General features: G+C 61.9%; 12 protein-coding genes. All 12 read right to left on the reverse strand.

Annotation, left to right across the window (positions count from 1 at the left end; translation table 11 throughout):
* Positions 1-131: 131 nt before the first annotated feature.
* A complete protein-coding gene (locus tag AC3WWR_RS13165; protein WP_492598778.1) occupies positions 132-2,492 on the reverse strand; it encodes a tetratricopeptide repeat protein in 2,361 nt (786 codons plus the stop codon).
* Between the two features lie 225 nt (positions 2,493-2,717).
* Positions 2,718-5,231 (reverse strand): spermidine synthase, encoded by a 2,514-nt coding sequence (locus AC3WWR_RS13170; protein ID WP_492598779.1) that lies wholly within the window; start codon positions 5,229-5,231, stop codon positions 2,718-2,720.
* A 107-nt stretch (positions 5,232-5,338) separates the two neighbouring features.
* Positions 5,339-6,916, reverse strand: a complete 1,578-nt coding sequence (locus AC3WWR_RS13175) for an arylsulfatase (RefSeq protein WP_020800765.1) — start codon at positions 6,914-6,916, stop codon at positions 5,339-5,341.
* Between the two features lie 69 nt (positions 6,917-6,985).
* Positions 6,986-8,014 (reverse strand): HAD family hydrolase, encoded by a 1,029-nt coding sequence (locus tag AC3WWR_RS13180; RefSeq protein ID WP_151142349.1) that lies wholly within the window; start codon positions 8,012-8,014, stop codon positions 6,986-6,988.
* Entirely contained in the window at positions 8,011-9,438 is a 1,428-nt protein-coding gene (locus AC3WWR_RS13185) for a hypothetical protein (protein ID WP_454865815.1), read from the reverse strand. The genes AC3WWR_RS13180 and AC3WWR_RS13185 overlap by 4 nt, the downstream gene beginning before the upstream one ends.
* Positions 9,435-11,015, reverse strand: a complete 1,581-nt coding sequence (locus AC3WWR_RS13190; protein ID WP_492598780.1) for a VWA domain-containing protein — start codon at positions 11,013-11,015, stop codon at positions 9,435-9,437. The genes AC3WWR_RS13185 and AC3WWR_RS13190 overlap by 4 nt, the downstream gene beginning before the upstream one ends.
* A 1-nt stretch (position 11,016) precedes the next feature.
* Entirely contained in the window at positions 11,017-12,009 is a 993-nt protein-coding gene (locus AC3WWR_RS13195) for a vWA domain-containing protein (protein WP_033042868.1), read from the reverse strand.
* Positions 11,996-12,571, reverse strand: a complete 576-nt coding sequence (locus AC3WWR_RS13200) for a DUF4381 domain-containing protein (RefSeq protein WP_033042866.1) — start codon at positions 12,569-12,571, stop codon at positions 11,996-11,998. The genes AC3WWR_RS13195 and AC3WWR_RS13200 overlap by 14 nt, the downstream gene beginning before the upstream one ends.
* Positions 12,568-13,503: a DUF58 domain-containing protein gene (locus tag AC3WWR_RS13205; RefSeq protein WP_492598781.1), complete on the reverse strand. Its 936-nt coding sequence runs from the start codon at positions 13,501-13,503 to the stop codon at positions 12,568-12,570. The genes AC3WWR_RS13200 and AC3WWR_RS13205 overlap by 4 nt, the downstream gene beginning before the upstream one ends.
* Positions 13,500-14,480 carry an AAA family ATPase gene (locus AC3WWR_RS13210; protein ID WP_020800090.1) on the reverse strand — a complete coding sequence of 327 codons (981 nt, stop codon included), beginning with the start codon at positions 14,478-14,480 and terminating at the stop codon, positions 13,500-13,502. Before AC3WWR_RS13210 ends, AC3WWR_RS13205 begins: the two co-directional genes overlap by 4 nt.
* Before the next feature lie 8 nt (positions 14,481-14,488).
* Positions 14,489-14,614: a hypothetical protein gene (locus tag AC3WWR_RS13215; protein ID WP_020800091.1), complete on the reverse strand. Its 126-nt coding sequence runs from the start codon at positions 14,612-14,614 to the stop codon at positions 14,489-14,491.
* Between the two features lie 43 nt (positions 14,615-14,657).
* The gene (locus AC3WWR_RS13220) at positions 14,658-16,109 is read right to left on the reverse strand and encodes a DUF1254 domain-containing protein (protein WP_033042863.1); all 1,452 of its coding nucleotides are present in this window, start codon (positions 16,107-16,109) and stop codon (positions 14,658-14,660) included.
* Positions 16,110-16,113 lie beyond the last annotated feature (4 nt).

Genomic DNA, 16,113 nt, shown 5'->3' on the forward strand with positions numbered 1-16,113 from the left:
GGCGGGGCTGACGCTTTCGCGAGCAAGCCCGCTCCCACATTTGATCCTTGGCATTCACAAAATCTGTGACCCACACAGATCCAATGTGGGAGCGGGCTTGCTCGCGAAGGGGCCATTGGATCAGCCCCCGATCACTTCAACGCCGGATCCCCCATGTTCATTTTCTTCCAGCCCTGCAACAGCACCTGGGCCTTCGGTTCCTGGCCGTTATCGAGGTAGTACTGGATCAGCGACAACCGCGCATTTCGGTCGGCTGGCTGCACTTTCAACAGCCTTTCCAGTTCTTCGCACGCGGCATCGATCTCGCCGCTGTCATGCAGGGCCACCGCCAGCACATAGCCGTATTGTCCGCTCTGCGGTTCCAGTTGTGCGGCCCTGCGCAGGAAGGGCATGGCCTGTGCGGGTTGGCCGGCACGCACCAGCGCCAGGCCCTGGGTGTGTTGCAGCAGAGCGGCGTCGGGGTGTGCCTTGAGGCTTTGCGCCAGCAGCGCTTGGGCTTCCTGGCCGCGACCATTGGCTTCCAGCCATTGCACCAGTGTCACCAGCGCCGGATAAAAGTCCGGGTCGCGCTTGAGTGAAGTGCGCAGCAAGCCTTCGACTTCGCCACTGCGACCGCTGGCCTGATACAGCATGGCCAGGTTGAGGTTGGCTTCGGCGCGTTCGGCCAGGCTTTTTTGCACGTTCTCATATTCGGTGATGGCCGCGTTCCATTTGTCTTGGGCCGCGCCCAGGCCATTGCGTGCCACGCTGAGCAAATCCCGGGCCGCGGCAATGCGTACAGCCTTCACCGGATCGCTCAGCAACGGTGTCAACAGCGGCGCACGCTCCGGCGGTGGCAAGAAAGCGCTGATCGCCCGTACGGCGCTTTCACGCACTTGCGGCGCCGGGTTGCTCAAGTCCCGGGTGGCCAGTTTCAGCGCCTGTTCGCTGGGGTACAGCGGTAATTCGGCGAGCAGTGTCGCCCGTTGAATCGCGGGCAGGTTGCTGCGTTGCAGCTGCTCGTACAGGGCTTGTGCGGCGCCAGGCTGGCCATTGCGGATCAGCCACAGGCTTTCGTCGTAACGCGGAGCCTGCGCGGCGGTGGAGGTGTTCCAGAGTTTGAACTGCTCGGTGACCTTGTCACCGGCCTTGCCCTGGTGACAAGTCAGGCAGGCGTCCGGCGTACCGAGTTTTTTCGCCCGCTCGGGGTTGGGGATGCTGAAACTGTGGTCGTGCCGAAAGTCATTGCCCATATAAAACTTGCCGGGCATATGGCAATCGATGCACTGCGAACCTGGTTGGCCCATGGTGTGACGGGTGTGTTCGATGGAGTCGTAGTTCTTCGCTTGCAGGCCTTTGCCATCGACACCTTCGACGGAGGTCTTGCCAGCCGTGTTGTGGCATTGCAGGCAAACGCCATTGCCCGGCGCCTTGAGTTCGGTGCTGTGGGGGTTGTGGCAGTTGCTGCAGCGCACGCCCTTGTCGAACATTTTGCTCTGGGCGAACGAGCCGTGTTCGAACACTTCATCCTTGATTTTGCCGTCAAGGGCATACAGTTCACGGGTCAGGGCGCTTGGCAGGTAGTCGTCCATCAGGCGCTTGCCAACGGTAAAACCGTCGCCCAGTGGCGCACGACGCGAGTGACAGCGGGCACAGGTTTCAATCTCGACGGTCGCGTTCTTGTCCTTGAGGTCGACGGCGAAACCCGAGTGGATCAGATCGCCTTTTTTCGCCGTCCATTGCAGATGATTGGAGGCCGGGCCGTGGCAGGCCTGGCAGCCGACGCCAAGGCTGTTCCACTGGCTGTCGAAGGTGTTTTTCGCGGCATCGAAATTGCGCTTGTAGCCGGTGGTATGGCACTCGACGCACATGAAATTGGCGTTCTGGCTCGGCTTGCTCCAATGCAGCGGGTCCTTGAAGGTCACACCCTGGCCTGGATAGAGATGAAACCAGCGATGCTTCTCGGTATCCCAAGCGATGCCGAGGGCTTGCAAGCGACCTTCGCCGACCTCGATCAGGTATTGCTGCAAGGGTGCGATACCAAAGGTGTAGGCGACCTTGAAGTCGGCGTTCTTGCCGTCGATGCCCGGCGTGTTGACCCAGAATCCGTCATCCTTGCGCGAAAACCGGGTGGTTTCGTTTTCGGCCTTGAAGGTGACGTTGTTGAAGTCGCCGAGCATGGTCTGGGCGTTGGCCTCCTGCATCGCCAATTGGTGATGGGAACCTTGCCAGTCCTTGACCTGTGCACTGTGGCAGCCTTGGCATTGCTGTTCGTCGACCATCGTTGCCGGCGCCACGGCGACGGGTTGCGACGGCGGCTTGACGGGTTGCGCGACAGGTGTGTTGACCGGCGCATAGGTCAGCGGAGCGGGTTGGCTGTGCAGCAGAAACCAGCCGATGCCCGCGACCGCCAGCAACAAGACGCCGATGGTGACCGGGAACAGGTATCGATGAATCAGGGTCGGTTGCGCATCAGGGTTTGGGTTTGCTGCTTTATTTTTATGTTTCGGCATTACGACTTCCGTAGTCCAGGTGCGTTTGCCGTCAGGCGCGCGTACAAGCTCGATGCAGCTTTGCCGGATGGCCGGCGTCTGTCAAATGGTTGCGTCGGGGCTGATGTCCTCTTCGCGAGCAGGCTCGCTCCCACATTTGGTCTGTGTCGTACACAAAATTCGTTTATGAACGCAATCCACTGTGGGAGCGAGCCTGCTCGCGAAAGCGGTTTGAAAGACAACTGATCACTCCCCGACAAACCAGCGGTAATACGGATTCCCGCCATCCCCGCGCATCACCTCACGTACATCCCTGGCCCAGGCATCCCGATCTCCGTCATAGGCGTGCAGGCTCGCCCGGTAGAACTGCATCAGGCGTTGCCGATGGGCGTTCATTCGCTCGCTGAACCCTTGATCCGCGTTCACCAGCACCGGCGGTTGGTGCAAGTCCAGCAGGGCCGGCAGCACTCGGCTGATTTCCTTGGCCCGCACCCACGGCGCGTATTCGATGCGCGGCTGATCATCCGTCACCGCCGGTGCATCGGCGGCGAAGCGTTCCAGGCCGGCGCGATCAGTGACCCAGGTCGCGAGCAAGGCGGCAGCCGAGCCGATACCGACATCCTGCAAGGTGCTGCGCACACTGTCCTGCTGGAAACGTTGAGTGATCCTGGCGGCATCCAGCTCGATTGGCGCAAGCGACCCCACCAGCAGCATCTCGTGGAACTCGCTGGTCCACAGCGTGGCGTAAGGGAAGGCATCGAGAAAGCTGCGCACCAGTGAACGCGAGTCGTCGATGTTCTGCGTGGGCAAAGGCAACCACTGGGCGACCAGGCCCTGGTTCTGCAAGCGGCTGGCGGCCAACTGGTAGAAGTCCCGGGAGTATAGGTTGACCACGCCGGCCGCTGAGGGCGGTGGCGGTTCGAGGGTGATCAGGTCGTAGCGCTGGGGATTGCGCAGGAGTTCCTGGCGACCGTCGCGCAGGCGCACGTCGACACCCGGATCGGCCGCGGCATTGAAGTTGCCCTTGAACAGCGGCGCGGCCTTGACCACCGACGGCAGCAGTTCAGCCACAACGCGGTGTTCCAGGCCCGGATAGCGGGTCAAGGCGCCCGCGGTGATGCCCGTGCCGAAACCGATCACCAGCGCCGAACGCGGGTCGCCATTGTGGATCAACAGCGGCAGCAGCGCCTGAATCCGCATGTAGCGCAGCGAAGGCATGGCGTCGCCGGTGTTGGACACACCCTGGATATACAAGCGCTGGAACGCTCTCTGACCCTTGCCCTGGGTGACCACGGCGACAGTGCCGCCGCGCCCCTCCTCGTAGAACGCCAACGTGCCGTTACGCGCGCCGGGCAGCAGGCTGGCCAGCTTGTCCACGGGGGTCAGCAGGGCCAGTGCCACCGAAACCAGGCCGACCGCGATGACGCCCTGGCGCCGTCCCTTTTTCACGCCGTGGCCCTTGCGCACGGCAAAGTAGCCGATACCCGCAGCAATGATCGCCAGCAGTCCCAGGGTTCGAACCAGGCCCAACAGCGGGATCAGCACAAAGCCGCAGAGCATCACCCCGACGATACCGCCGAGGGTATTGAACGCCACCACCTCACCGACGTTGCGTCCTACATGGTCGCGCCCGACGCTCAAGCGCAGGGCCACGGGAAACGCCGCGCCGAGCAGCACCGTGGGTACAAACACGATGCTCAGCGCCGCCACGGCGAAGCGTGCGCTCATGCCGAGCAGTTCACTGGCGCCCCATGACAGCACCCAGGCTTCGACCATGCTTTGCGCGAGCACCAGCCACCGCCCGAGCAGGGCGATTTCGAGCAATGCGATCAAGCCGGCACCGGCGATCAGCAGGCCGAACACACCCCAGGGATCGCGCAGGCGATCAACCCGACGGGCGAGCAGGGCGCTCCCCAGAAATAGCCCGGTGAGGTATGTCGCCAACACCACGGCAAACGCATAAGTGCGCGTACTCATGAATTGCACGATGGATTGCGACCAGACCACTTCGTAACCCAGGGCCACGCCGCCGGCAATCGAATACAGCCACAGGGCCAAGCGGTCCGGGGCTTTGTCGGCGTGATGTCTGGCCGGCGTTTCAACGGGCAGCGAACGCTGGCGCTGAAACCACAAGGCACCTGCTGCAGCCAGCAGATTGAGCATCGCGGCGGCCAGGGCGCAGCCGCGCACGCCGAGGGTGGCAATCAGTGTGAAGGCGGCGAGCAGAGTGCCGGCAATGGCGCCCGCGGTGTTGGCCGCGTAGAGGTGACCACCGGCCTTGCCCAGTTGTTGTGGATCGGCGGCCAGGGAGCGCACCAACACCGGCAGCGTGCCGCCCATCAGCAACGCCGGGATGCCCACCAGCGCAAACGGCAACACCCAGGCCAACAGGCCCACCTGTTGCTCCAGCCAGGCAAACGGACTGGCCGCCAGGCTCATGGCGAAGGTCGCACCGACACCCAGTACCGCCACCAGCACTTCCAGCCCGGCATACAGCAGGACCGGTTGCCGCAAGCGGTCCGCCCAGCGGCCGAACAACAAACCACCCAACGCCAGGCCGGCAAAAAACGCACTGATCCCGGTGGTGATGGCGTACACCTCGACGCCCACCACCAGCGACAGCTGCTTGATCCACAGCACCTGATACACCAGCGCCGCGGCACCGGAGACGAACAGCAACAGGGCGGGGATCAACAGCGCCGGGGAGGCGACGTGGGGGGCAGGCATGGCCGACGACTTACTGGCGACACGTGAGGACATAGGTTCGTTGCCTTGAAAAGAATTCGAATTCACACGTTGATCGTTCCCACGCAGAGCGTGGGAACGATCGCCGCCCGCCGGTTAAGGCGAGCGGCGGTCAAGCGGTCTTACTTGGCACCAGCTTTCATTTTTTCTGCGATTTTCTTGTCAACCTCACTTTGTATCTGGTCGATACTGAAGCTCGCCGGGCGTTGGCTAGGCGGGTAATCGACAAAGGTTTGCAAGAAGGTCGCGGCCTTCTGGGTGGCTTGCATGAGCAAGTAGTCGTTCTTGGTCAGCCAATCATAGTATTGGTCAGACACGACGTCGGCCCGCTCGTACGGGTCCATTCGCAGGTTGAAGAGCTTGGGTACACGCAGGCAGGTAAAGGGTTCGCTCCAAACCTGCAGACCGCCGGGTGCACGCTGCTCGCAATAAACGATTTTCCAATCGCCCATCCGCATATTCACCAACTGACCATCATCGCTGAAGTAGAAGAACTCGTTACGCGCACTCTTGTCGGTCTTGCCAGTCAGGTAGTCCAGCTGGTTGTAACCGTCCAGGTGCACCTTGAAGTTTTTCCCACCGACATCGGCCCCCTTGAGCAGGCGATCCTTGATATCGGTATCGCCGACAGCTGCCAACAGGGTCGGGAACCAGTCCAGCCCGGAAAACATCTGGGTCGACACTTCGCCAGGTTTGACATGGCCAGGCCAGCGGATCATCGCCGGTACCCGGAAAGCGCCTTCCCAGTTTGAGTTCTTCTCGTTGCGGAACGGCGTGGTCGCCGCATCCGGCCAGGACCATTGGTTTGGGCCGTTGTCGGTGGTGTAGACCACGATGGTGTTATCAGTGATCTTCAGGTCATCCAGCGTCTTGAGCAACTTACCGACGTCGCCGTCATGCTCGAGCATGCCGTCGGCATAATCGTTACCAGGCATGCCGCTCTGGCCCTGCATGGATTCGCGCACGTGAGTGAAGGCATGCATGCGGGTGGTGTTCATCCAGACAAAGAACGGTTTGTCCGCCTTGGCCTGTTTCTCGATGAACGCCTGGGCGGCGGCGGTGGTTTCGTCGTCGATGGTTTCCATGCGTTTTTTGGTCAGCGCGCCGGTGTCTTCGATCTTGCCATCGGCAAAGCTGTGGATCACGCCGCGCGGAGAGGCTGCCTTGACGAACTCGGCATCGTCCTTCGGCCAGTAGGGGCGTTCCGGTTCTTCTTCGGCGTTGAGGTGGTAGAGGTTGCCGAAGAACTCGTCAAAGCCATGATTGGTGGGCAGGTACTCGTCCTTGTCCCCCAAATGGTTTTTGCCGAACTGACCCGTTGCGTAGCCCTTGGCCTTGAGTACCTGGGCAATGGTCACGTCCCTGGCCTGCAAACCCACCGGCACGCCCGGCATGCCCACTTTGGACAGGCCGGTGCGCAGTGGGGACTGGCCGGTAATGAAGGTTGAACGACCGGCCGTGCAACTGTTCTCCGCGTAATAGTCGGTGAACATCATGCCTTCCTTGGCGATGCGGTCAATATTGGGGGTTTTGTAGCCGACCACGCCGAAAGAATAGGCGCTGATATTGGTCTGGCCGATGTCGTCGCCGAAGATCACGAGAATGTTGGGCTTGTCCGCGGCCCCGGCCGTGGCCGAGAACGCCATCACCGAAGCCGCCAGCAAGGCCGCCTTCGGTATCCACTTGCGTATGCCAGTCATACGACTTGCTCCTTTTGCTTGAGTCGCTCGGTGCGACAAACGTTCATTACGGTCCTGCGTCACGCTTTTTTATTGCACTTGCTCGGGTGTGGCGGCATCGAACGGATAGATCCGGCGCCATTCGGCAGCCATGTCGACAACGGTCCAGCCACGGGCTTTTGCTTCGTCCAAGGCCTTGTCCAGACGGCCGATCTGCGATTGGCGGTCGTAGGCCCATTCACGCTTGGCGTCGGTGTGATGCACCAGCCCCATGAAACGTTTGCCGGTGCCGGCCGCAGTCCACTGCAGCATTTGCAGGTCGCCGTCGGAGTTGCCGAACGCGAGAATCGGTCGACGCCCGATCACGGCGTCGATGCTCACCGGCTTGCCCGGCCCGTCGTCGTTATGCGCCAGTTTCGGGGTGCGCAGGATCGACGCCTGGCCATCCTTGTACTCAAACGAGGTGACGAATGTGGTGCCGATCACCTGCTCGGGGGGGATGCCGTAGACCTTTTCGGCGAAGGCGCGCATGAAGCCGGTGTCGCCACCGGAAACGATGTAGGTCTTGAAGTCCTGGCTGCGCAGGTAGTCAAGCATTTCCAGCATCGGCTGGAAGATCATTTCGGTGTACGGCTTGCCGGTTTTCGGGTGACGTGCCTGGCTCAGCCAGGTCTTGGCGTAATCGTCGAAGGCTTCTGTGGTCATGCCGGTGTGGGTTGCACCGAAGATTTTCATCATGCCTTCAAGGCCACTGGCGGCCAGGGCCTGGTGATCGTTTTCCAGCACGGCCTGGAATGGCTGGGTGGTTTTCCATTCCGGATGCTGCGCCGCCGTACGCTTGACCTCTTCCAGGGCAAACAGCAGTTCGAAGTACATCGGCTGCTCGCTCCACAAGGTGCCGTCGTTATCGAACACGGCGATACGGTCCTCGGGTTTGACGAAGTCCTTGCTACCTTGATCGGTCACCGCCTGGACGAATTCGATGATGTTCTTTTTCGACGGGCCGTCATTCCATGACGGCAATGGTTCAGCGGCCTGGACCAGCATTGGCAGGCTCAGGGCCAATGCCAGCAGCAGCTTTAACCCGTGGAACTGGCGGTGCGCTATCGGGCTCGTCATGGGAAATCCTTCTCGTGAACGGGGTTGAGTGGTCGTAGTGCGCTAGCAACTGATTCTTGATTGTTTTCGGCCTGACTATGCAGCGTAGCCAAGGATTGCCTGAGTTGGAGCAGTGCCTGGTCTTTTGTCGGTTGCCGGCCATAGCACGCACGCAGGAACGCTTGCAGGCGTGCGCCGAAAGCGGTCAGTCTCAAGCCCTTGCGGCGGCGCCGGGTCCACAGGTACAGGGCACTCAACTGCGCGGGCTGGCCCTGCAGTTGTGGCGGGATCTGCCGCCAGGCGTACTCGGCAGATTCAAGCCAGGCTGCGCGAAGTGCAGCGCGTCGAGCCTGCCAGCCGAGGCGCGCACGATGAATCAACGGACGCGCCAACCACACAAGCAGCGCCACGCCCAATAGCAGCGCCAGCAGGCCAAAGGTGTACCCCGAGAGGTGCAGGCGGTTTTGCTGGCCGAGTTTTTTCAGGTCATCGCTGAGGGAGAACACCGGCCGATAACTACTATTGGCTACGGCGTCGAAGTCCACGGCGGGGACGTGCGCGGTGCGGGCCTGCTGGCTGCTTGCGTCCCACCATTTCAATTCGATGGCGGGCAAGCTGTGATGGCCTTCGGAGTCGATCCGGTAAGTCACGCTGTCGATGCGCTGACCACCCGTGAAGTGGCCGCGACCGTCGTCCAGGGTGCTGACCTGGGGATTTTTCGGGTAACGACTGAGACCACTGACATCCCCCAGCGCTGGCGTCGGCAACGACATGGCGAGGGCGCCGTCGGCTTGCAGGGTCAATTGGCGGGTGAGGCTGTCGCCGACTTTCAACGCAGTGGCCGGCTTGATGATGTTCTGGGTGAAACGCAGCCCCTGTGCCACCAGTACCGGCTCTGCGGGTGCGAACCCCGGCGGTTGTGTCGCAGTGAAGTGCAACGGTTGGCTTTGCGCACTGAGCTCAGTCGTCGCCTGGCCCGGGGTGACCCGTACTGTCAGTGGCGCAATATCGAAAGCCCGCGCGACGTTGGGTGTGATCAAGTAGCTGTAGCGCATGCCGGTGAAGGATTTGCCATCGAGCGTCTGGTTCAGGTGTTCGGCGTGGCCGTCTGGCGGCAACACCAGTGCACCCGGCAACTTCAGGTCGGGCAGGGTGGGTGCGCTGGTAAACCAGGTGTCGGTGAGCACATCCAGGTGCAATTCGATGAGGCTGCCGACCATGGCGGAATCGGCGGGTTGCAGGCTGGCCTGGACGCGAAGCTCGGGTTCGGCGGCGAGGGTGGTGGTGCTGATCATGCAAAGGAGCAAGGCGCCGAACCTTGTGGTGATTGATCTGGCGTCTTCGCGAGCAGGCTCGCTCCCACAGGGAATCTGTGGTGTACAAAGATCCCTTGTGGGAGCGAGCCTGCTCGCGAAGGGCGCGACACGGTTCCGGACATTGATCATGGCTTTGGCCCCATTTGATCCTGCAAACTGAATTTCTGCTTCAGGAACCTGGCTGGCGATGTCGTCAGGTTCTGCAACCACAGCTCATCCGAAGCTGCCTGTTCGGTTTGCAGCGCTTTGCTCTGGCCCTTGCCCGGCGCCTTGTCCATCTTGATTTCGTCCGGTTTGACTTCGGGAGCATTTTGTTCGGCGCTTTCGGTGTCCTTCTGCAACGCAATCGCCAAGGCAAGATTGGCCGTCGCCTCAGGGAATTGCGGCTGCAACTTCAACGCCTGGGTGTAGGCCGCGATGGCCTCGTCGAATTTGAAGCGGCGCACGTAAATGTTGCCCAGGTAGAAATAGGCCTGTGGCGTCTGCAGCCGCGCGAAGCTGGCCAGGGCCAGGTCGAAATCGGCAGCGTTGTAGGCGGCGATGCCTTTCCAGTACGGATCGACGAAATGCGCGGCGGCCTGCGGGAAATGCTCATGTTCGAAGGCCCAGCGACCTTGCTGGTCCGGAGTGAAAAATGCGTCGACCAGCGCATTCGCCTGCGCCGGAGCAGGTTGCAGGCCAACGCCGATGAGCAGTAGGAAACCGGCCATCCAGTTCAGGATCCAGCCCTTGCGCACACTGAAAAACGCGATCAACAGCAGCGGCCAGCACAGCCAGTAGCCCGCGTCCTTCCAGTGCAGCTCGCGCTGTTCGTCACTGGCACTCTGGAAATGCTGTTGAGCGTGCAGTTCGATCCAATCCAGGTCGTCGTCATTGAGCGTCAGGCTGCCCAGCGGCGCATCCATGGCTGACGCGAGTTGCCTGAGTGCTGCCTGATCAAAACTGCCCAGTACCGGGCGACCATTGCTGTCGGTGCGTGGCTGGCCGTTGGCGTTGTGGATGAGCCCGCCGTCTTCGCTGCCGACCGCGAGGATCAGCACCTGCAGCGCGCTGTCGGCCAGTTGCTGGTCCAGGCCCGCCAGGCCCGAGGTATCGGCGCCGTCGGTAATCAGCAACAGGGTGCCTGGGGTTTTTTCCGCCGCCAGCAGGCGTTTGGCCTGATCGATCACCCCCCCGACATTTTTCCCCGGTTTGCCGATCAGGTCGGTGCCCAAGGCCTGAATGAAACTGTCGAGCAGGGCCGGATCGTCGGTAGGCGGCAGTACCAGGTGTGCGCTGCCGGCATAGGCGATCAGCGCATTGCGCGCGCCGGAACGACGCTGGATCAGGTCATGCAGCTTGTGCTTGGCCGCTTCGAGCCGGCTGGGTTGCACGTCGCTGGCGTCCATCGACGGTGACAGGTCAATGGCGATGATCAGCGGCGCACGGTTTTCCAGGAATTCCGGGCGATCCTGTTCCCAAGTCGGCCCGGCGGCGGCAACCGCTCCCAGCATCAAAAGCGCGCAGACCAGATGCACCGGTCTTAGCCGTTGCTGGTCCCGGGGGGTGATCAGCAAGTGCTGCAACAGGTGCTCGGCGATGTTGCTGCGCAAACGCCGTTGCAAGTCGCGGCTGCGGCGCCACAGCAGTGGCAACAGTGCGGCGAAGGGCAGCAGCAACAGCCAAAGCGGACGCAGGAAGTGGAAGTCGCCGAGGTTGATGTCCATCTCAAGCTTCCTGGCGCTGACGCGCGATGGACAAGCGAGGCCGCAGCATGGCGCACAAGTGATAGAGCGCAAGCAAGGCGATCGCGGCCCCGAGCGGCCACCAGAACAGGTCGCGCTTGGGCTGATGACTGAGGGTTTTCACTTGATGTGGGGTGAGTGTGTCGAGGGTGCTGTAGACCTGGTCCAGCGCGTCGCGGTCTTCTGCGCGGAAGAACTTGCCACCGGTGGCGTCGGCGATCTGCTGCAAGCCCTGCAAGTTGACCTTGGCCTCACCAGCGGCATGTGGATCGCCAATGCCGATGGTGTGAATCACTACGCCTTTGGCCGCCGCCATTTGCGCTGCGTGGTCCGGGGTGATCGCGCTGCTGGTGTCGTTGCCGTCGGTGAGCAGGATCAGCACTTTTTCCTGTTCATGGGCCTGATCAAGCAGTTTCAGACTCAAGCCAATGGCATCGCCAATCGCGGTGTTGGGGCCGGCCATGCCGATGCCGGTGTCGTCCAGCAACAGCGAAAGACTGGCGTGATCAAGGGTCAATGGTGCTTGCGGGTAAGCGCCACTGCCGAACACGATCAGGCCGAGACGATCTTCTTTGCGCTTGTCGATAAAGCCATGCACGACTTCCTTGACCGCTGCCAGTCGATTGATTTTCTCGCCGTTGGCGGCGGTGAAATCGGTGGTTTCCATGGACTGGGAGATGTCGATGGCCAGCATCAGGTCGCGCACCGGTTGCTGGCGTTCGATGGGTTTTTCCACGTACACCGGCCGGGCCGCCGCCAGCAGAAACAGTGCCCACACCAACAGGTTCAGCAGCAATTGCCAATGGTTGGTGCGCGTGCCGGCCTGACTCGGTGCCTGGCCGACCGCGCGGCTCATGGCGGCGAAAAACGGCACGCGCACGGCGCTGCGCGCCTCACGGTAATCGGGTAGGAAGCGATAACCGATCCACGGCAGCGGCAGCAGGAGCAACAGCCAAGGGTAATCAAGCTGCCACATGATGACATTCCACCCAGTGTCTGCAAGTGTCGAACAGCTGCTGGCGTTGCACGTTCGGCATGGCGCGCAATACCGCATCAGGTGCGTAGGCCAGTTGCGCCAGTTGTTGGCTGAAGTTGGCGGGGAGGGGGTGTTTACTGTGCCGCTGCAAGAAGTTTTGCCAATCCGCATTCCCAAGCGCGCCGGGGTCCTGTAGGCGCTGGCTTGCCAGCGATGGGACCCTTGAATGTTGCGTTGTCCTTGCGGATGCCATCGCTGGCAAGCCAGCTCCCACAGGGTTTCTGGTCGGTAGGGAAATGGCCACACGCTTGAGCAACTCCGGAAGCTCGCGCAGCGCATTCAGATCATCACTGCGCTTTTGCAACTGTGCCAGCCGCAGCAACGCCTCACGCCGATAACTGTCCCGGCGCCATTGCCAGTAACGCCGTGCACTCAGCAGCACAATTGCCACGACCAACACCGCGAGCAACAACCACCAGCCCCAGGTCTGCGGCGCGTAACTGACCGGCGCTGGCAGTGCGATCTCCTTGAGTTGTTCGATGCTCGGGACATTCGGATTCATCGCCGCGCTCCAGCGTGCTTGCCCAGCTCGGCCCGCAGTTGTTCGTGTGCCTCGGTGGCGGTGCTGAACATCATCAACGGCACCTGGCTGCGCCGCAGCAGCGTGGCCACGTCCTTGAGGCGACCGCTCAGGAAATCGCCCAACGGCTGGTGCACCTGGCGCCGTTCCACCGCCAGCTCAACCTGCAACTGGCCTTGGGTGATCAACAGGCGGCCATTTTTCGGCAAGTTCAGTGCCAAGGGATCGTAGACCTGCATGGTGATCACATCGTTGTGCGCCGCCAGTTGTCGCATCAACTGCAAGGTGCGCTCGCCGGCACCGGAGAAGTCGCTGACGATGCAGATCAAATGATCATGGCCGGCCAGCGCCAGGCATTGCTGCAAGACCTTGTCGAGCTGATCTTCGCCTTCGGCGTCCGCATTAGCCGCGTTCAGTTCCTGATTCTGCTGGGCGATGCGGCTGCACAGCGCTTCGATTCGCTTGCGGCTGCGCAGGGGGGCTATGGCGTCGATGCGCTGGTCGTTGAACACCAGGCCGCCGACTCGGTCCCCTGAGTTGAACACCATCCACGCTGCCAGGGCGCCGAGTTCAGCGGCCACCGCGGATTTGAAGCTGCGTTGCGAGCCGAAAAACATCGACATGCGCTGGTCCACCAGAATCAACGCCGGACGGTCGCGCTCCTCGGTGAAGGTGCGCACCACCGGTTTGCCGGTGCGCAGCGACGCGCGCCAGTCGAGGTGGCGCAAATCGTCCCCCGCCTGATAGCGGCGCAGTTCGTCGAAGTTTAAGCCACGGCCACGCAGGCGCGAGGCATGGTTGCCGGCGAGGATGCTGCCTTGCGGCTGACGGGCGAGAAAACTCAGGTCACGGGCCTTGAACTCCAGCGCCATCAATTGCGCCAGAGAGACGTAGACCAGGCCGTCAATGGTCATGCTGGAATCGCGACCTTGTCGAGCAGGCGGTCGAGCACCTGATCGGCCGTTACGCCGTCCGCCACCGCGTCGTAACTCAGCTGCAGGCGATGGCGCAGCACCGGGTGCACCACGGCGCGCACGTTGTCTGGCGAGACGAAGTCCTGGGCCTGCAACCACGCATCGGCGCGGGCACAACGGTCCAGGCCGATGCCGCCGCGCGGGCTGGCACCAAGGGCGATCCAGCGCCCGAGGTCGGCGTCGTAGTCGGCCGGGTGACGGGTGGCGTTGATCAGGTCGATCAGGTAGCGGTCGATGGCGGGGGACACGTGCACGGCACTGACTTCCCGGCGTGCGGCGAAGATCACGTCCTGGGCCAGGGTAAAGCCTGGCACCGCTGCGCTCCTGGCGCCGAGGGCCTGTTCTTCCTCGCGCAACAGGCGCAGCACCTGGCTCTCGTTTTCCGCGCTCGGATAATCCAGCAGTACCTTCATCAGGAAACGGTCCATCTGCGCTTCCGGCAACGGATAAGTGCCTTCCTGTTCGATCGGGTTCTGCGTCGCAACCACGATGAACAGCTCCGGCAGCGCGTGGCTGTTACCCGCCACGGTGATCTGCCGTTCTTCCATGGCTTCGAGCAGCGCGGCCTGGACCTTGGCCGGGGCGCGGTTGATTTCGTCGGCCAGGATCAGGTTGCCGAACAGCGGCCCCGGCTGAAAGCGGATCTCGTTCCGGCCCTCGACCTGGTGCAGCACCTCGGCGCCGGTGATGTCGGACGGCAGTAGATCAGGGGTGAACTGGATGCGGCTCATCTTCGCGTCCAGGTGCTTGGCCAGCGCCTTCACGGTGCGAGTCTTGGCCAGCCCCGGCAGGCTCTCCAGCAACAAATGCCCGTTGGCCAGCAGGCCGACGAGGATCTGCCGAATCACCTGGTCCTGGCCGAGCACCGCTTCAGCGATGCTGGCTTGCAGGGCGTTGAGGTCAGTGAGTGCGCTCATGCTTGCTCCTAGAGAAACGCCAACGTCAGGTTGATCGAAAAACCATTGCCACCCCTTTCAGCCGCCAGCAACAACGGGCTGGCGCCGACCATGCACAAGGCCAACAACGGACGTACAACAAAAGCCCTGACCATCAACAACTCCACTTGCTTGTTTTGTTTGAATCAACCCACGGCGTTATTCCACGGCCGTGATGTCGTCGAGTTTCCAGCTCTTGTCGAAATAGGGCAGGGTCGGGGCATACAGGCGGAAATAGCTGAACCAGTGTTTGCCCGGCAGGGTTTGCACCCAGTTAGCTTCAAAATCTTTGGGTGCGGTGGGGCCGAAATACAGGTCCACCGAGCCATCAGCGTTCATTTTCAGATCCTGGCGCGACGACAGGTCGGCCTTGCGCTGTGGGTTGTCGATCAGGCAGCGGCTGTCGATGTCGTACACGGTCATCGACCAGAACTGCTTGGCCGGCGGGTTGGCGCCGACGTGCAGCCGATAGCGCTTGGCGCCGTCGAGCCAGTTGCCCTTGGCGTCGGTATAGGCACCCAGGTAGGTCTGGCCCAGCCCCGGGGTTTTCGACACCATGCCTTTGGAGTTGCCTACCGCCTCGTAGAACCAGGCGCTGCGTTCCCACAACTGGTCGTAATAGGCCAAGCGCTGGGAAGGGTCGGTGACGTTCAACACCTTGTCCCACTGGCGGTCCGGCCAGTACTGGGCGTCGGGAAAACGCTTGGCGAAGGTATTGGCCTTGGCGATCAGCTCGCCGATTTGTGCACCTTGTTCCAGGGCCTTGCGTTGATGGTCATCAGGGTTGAAGGGCTTGTCCTTCTCGATGCCCAGGCTGGCAAGCATGGCCATGTAGAAACGATCACGTTCATTGACCGGCTCCTTCTGAAGGATCTGGTGCAAGCGCTCCCAGTACGCCATTGCCCGTGGCTGGGTACCGGACCAGGCTTTGCCGCCGGGGGAGAGCAGTCTGGTCTGGCCAGGCTCGGCTCGCTTGGCGTAGGGGTACATCCTGAGTTGCTCGATCAGCGCCTTGCCTTTGGCGGGGTCGGGATCGAGCAAGCGAAATCCGACCAGCACGTTCATGGTTTGCGACTTGGCCAGGTAATACTTGCCAGCATCGGCCGGTGGCTCGGCGCCCGGTGGCAGCACCAGGTACTTGCCGCCCTTGCCTTTGTCCGGGCCGGTCTGGCCCATGTCGATGATCGCCCGTTGCCAGAAATCGCCAACACCGCCCGCGGTCGGTCCGGCGGGCAACTCGATCACCAGCGGACCGGTTTCATTGAGATCGACGAAACCAAGGATGTAGGGCGTGGTAGCGTTGGCGGTAATGACGCCGAGCTTGTCTTCGTAACTGTCGAGCACCATCAGGTCGCCACTGCGGGCACCCAGCTTGTCGCGGAACTCCTCCTGCCATTGCGCGTACGACACCAGCGGCAACGCCCACAGATAACTCTGCGTGGCTTGCTGGAAATCCAGTTCGGCATAGAGTTTGGCGATGGATTCATGGGCCGGCAGTTCACCTTCCATGACGATCTGGCCGATTCGGGTATCCGGGTCCTGGGCTCCGACCCCGCAACTGACGAACATCGTCATCAGGCTGAAACCGGCTGCGCGAATGGCTCCATGCATAGGG

Source organism: Pseudomonas sp. EB271-G4-1 (genome assembly GCF_058791355.1).

Excerpts from the sequence above, each read along its gene's own strand:
- AC3WWR_RS13165 (WP_492598778.1), bottom strand. The coding sequence starts at position 2,492 with ATGCCGAAACATAAAAATAAAGCAGCAAACCCAAACCCTGATGCGCAA.
- AC3WWR_RS13170 (WP_492598779.1), bottom strand. The coding sequence starts at position 5,231 with ATGTCCTCACGTGTCGCCAGTAAGTCGTCGGCCATGCCTGCCCCCCAC.
- AC3WWR_RS13175 (WP_020800765.1), bottom strand. The coding sequence starts at position 6,916 with ATGACTGGCATACGCAAGTGGATACCGAAGGCGGCCTTGCTGGCGGCT.
- AC3WWR_RS13180 (WP_151142349.1), bottom strand. The coding sequence starts at position 8,014 with ATGACGAGCCCGATAGCGCACCGCCAGTTCCACGGGTTAAAGCTGCTG.
- AC3WWR_RS13185 (WP_454865815.1), bottom strand. The coding sequence starts at position 9,438 with ATGATCAATGTCCGGAACCGTGTCGCGCCCTTCGCGAGCAGGCTCGCT.
- AC3WWR_RS13190 (WP_492598780.1), bottom strand. The coding sequence starts at position 11,015 with ATGGACATCAACCTCGGCGACTTCCACTTCCTGCGTCCGCTTTGGCTG.
- AC3WWR_RS13195 (WP_033042868.1), bottom strand. The coding sequence starts at position 12,009 with ATGTGGCAGCTTGATTACCCTTGGCTGTTGCTCCTGCTGCCGCTGCCG.
- AC3WWR_RS13200 (WP_033042866.1), bottom strand. The coding sequence starts at position 12,571 with ATGAATCCGAATGTCCCGAGCATCGAACAACTCAAGGAGATCGCACTG.
- AC3WWR_RS13205 (WP_492598781.1), bottom strand. The coding sequence starts at position 13,503 with ATGACCATTGACGGCCTGGTCTACGTCTCTCTGGCGCAATTGATGGCG.
- AC3WWR_RS13210 (WP_020800090.1), bottom strand. The coding sequence starts at position 14,480 with ATGAGCGCACTCACTGACCTCAACGCCCTGCAAGCCAGCATCGCTGAA.
- AC3WWR_RS13215 (WP_020800091.1), bottom strand. The coding sequence starts at position 14,614 with ATGGTCAGGGCTTTTGTTGTACGTCCGTTGTTGGCCTTGTGCATGGTC.
- AC3WWR_RS13220 (WP_033042863.1), bottom strand. The coding sequence starts at position 16,109 with ATGCATGGAGCCATTCGCGCAGCCGGTTTCAGCCTGATGACGATGTTC.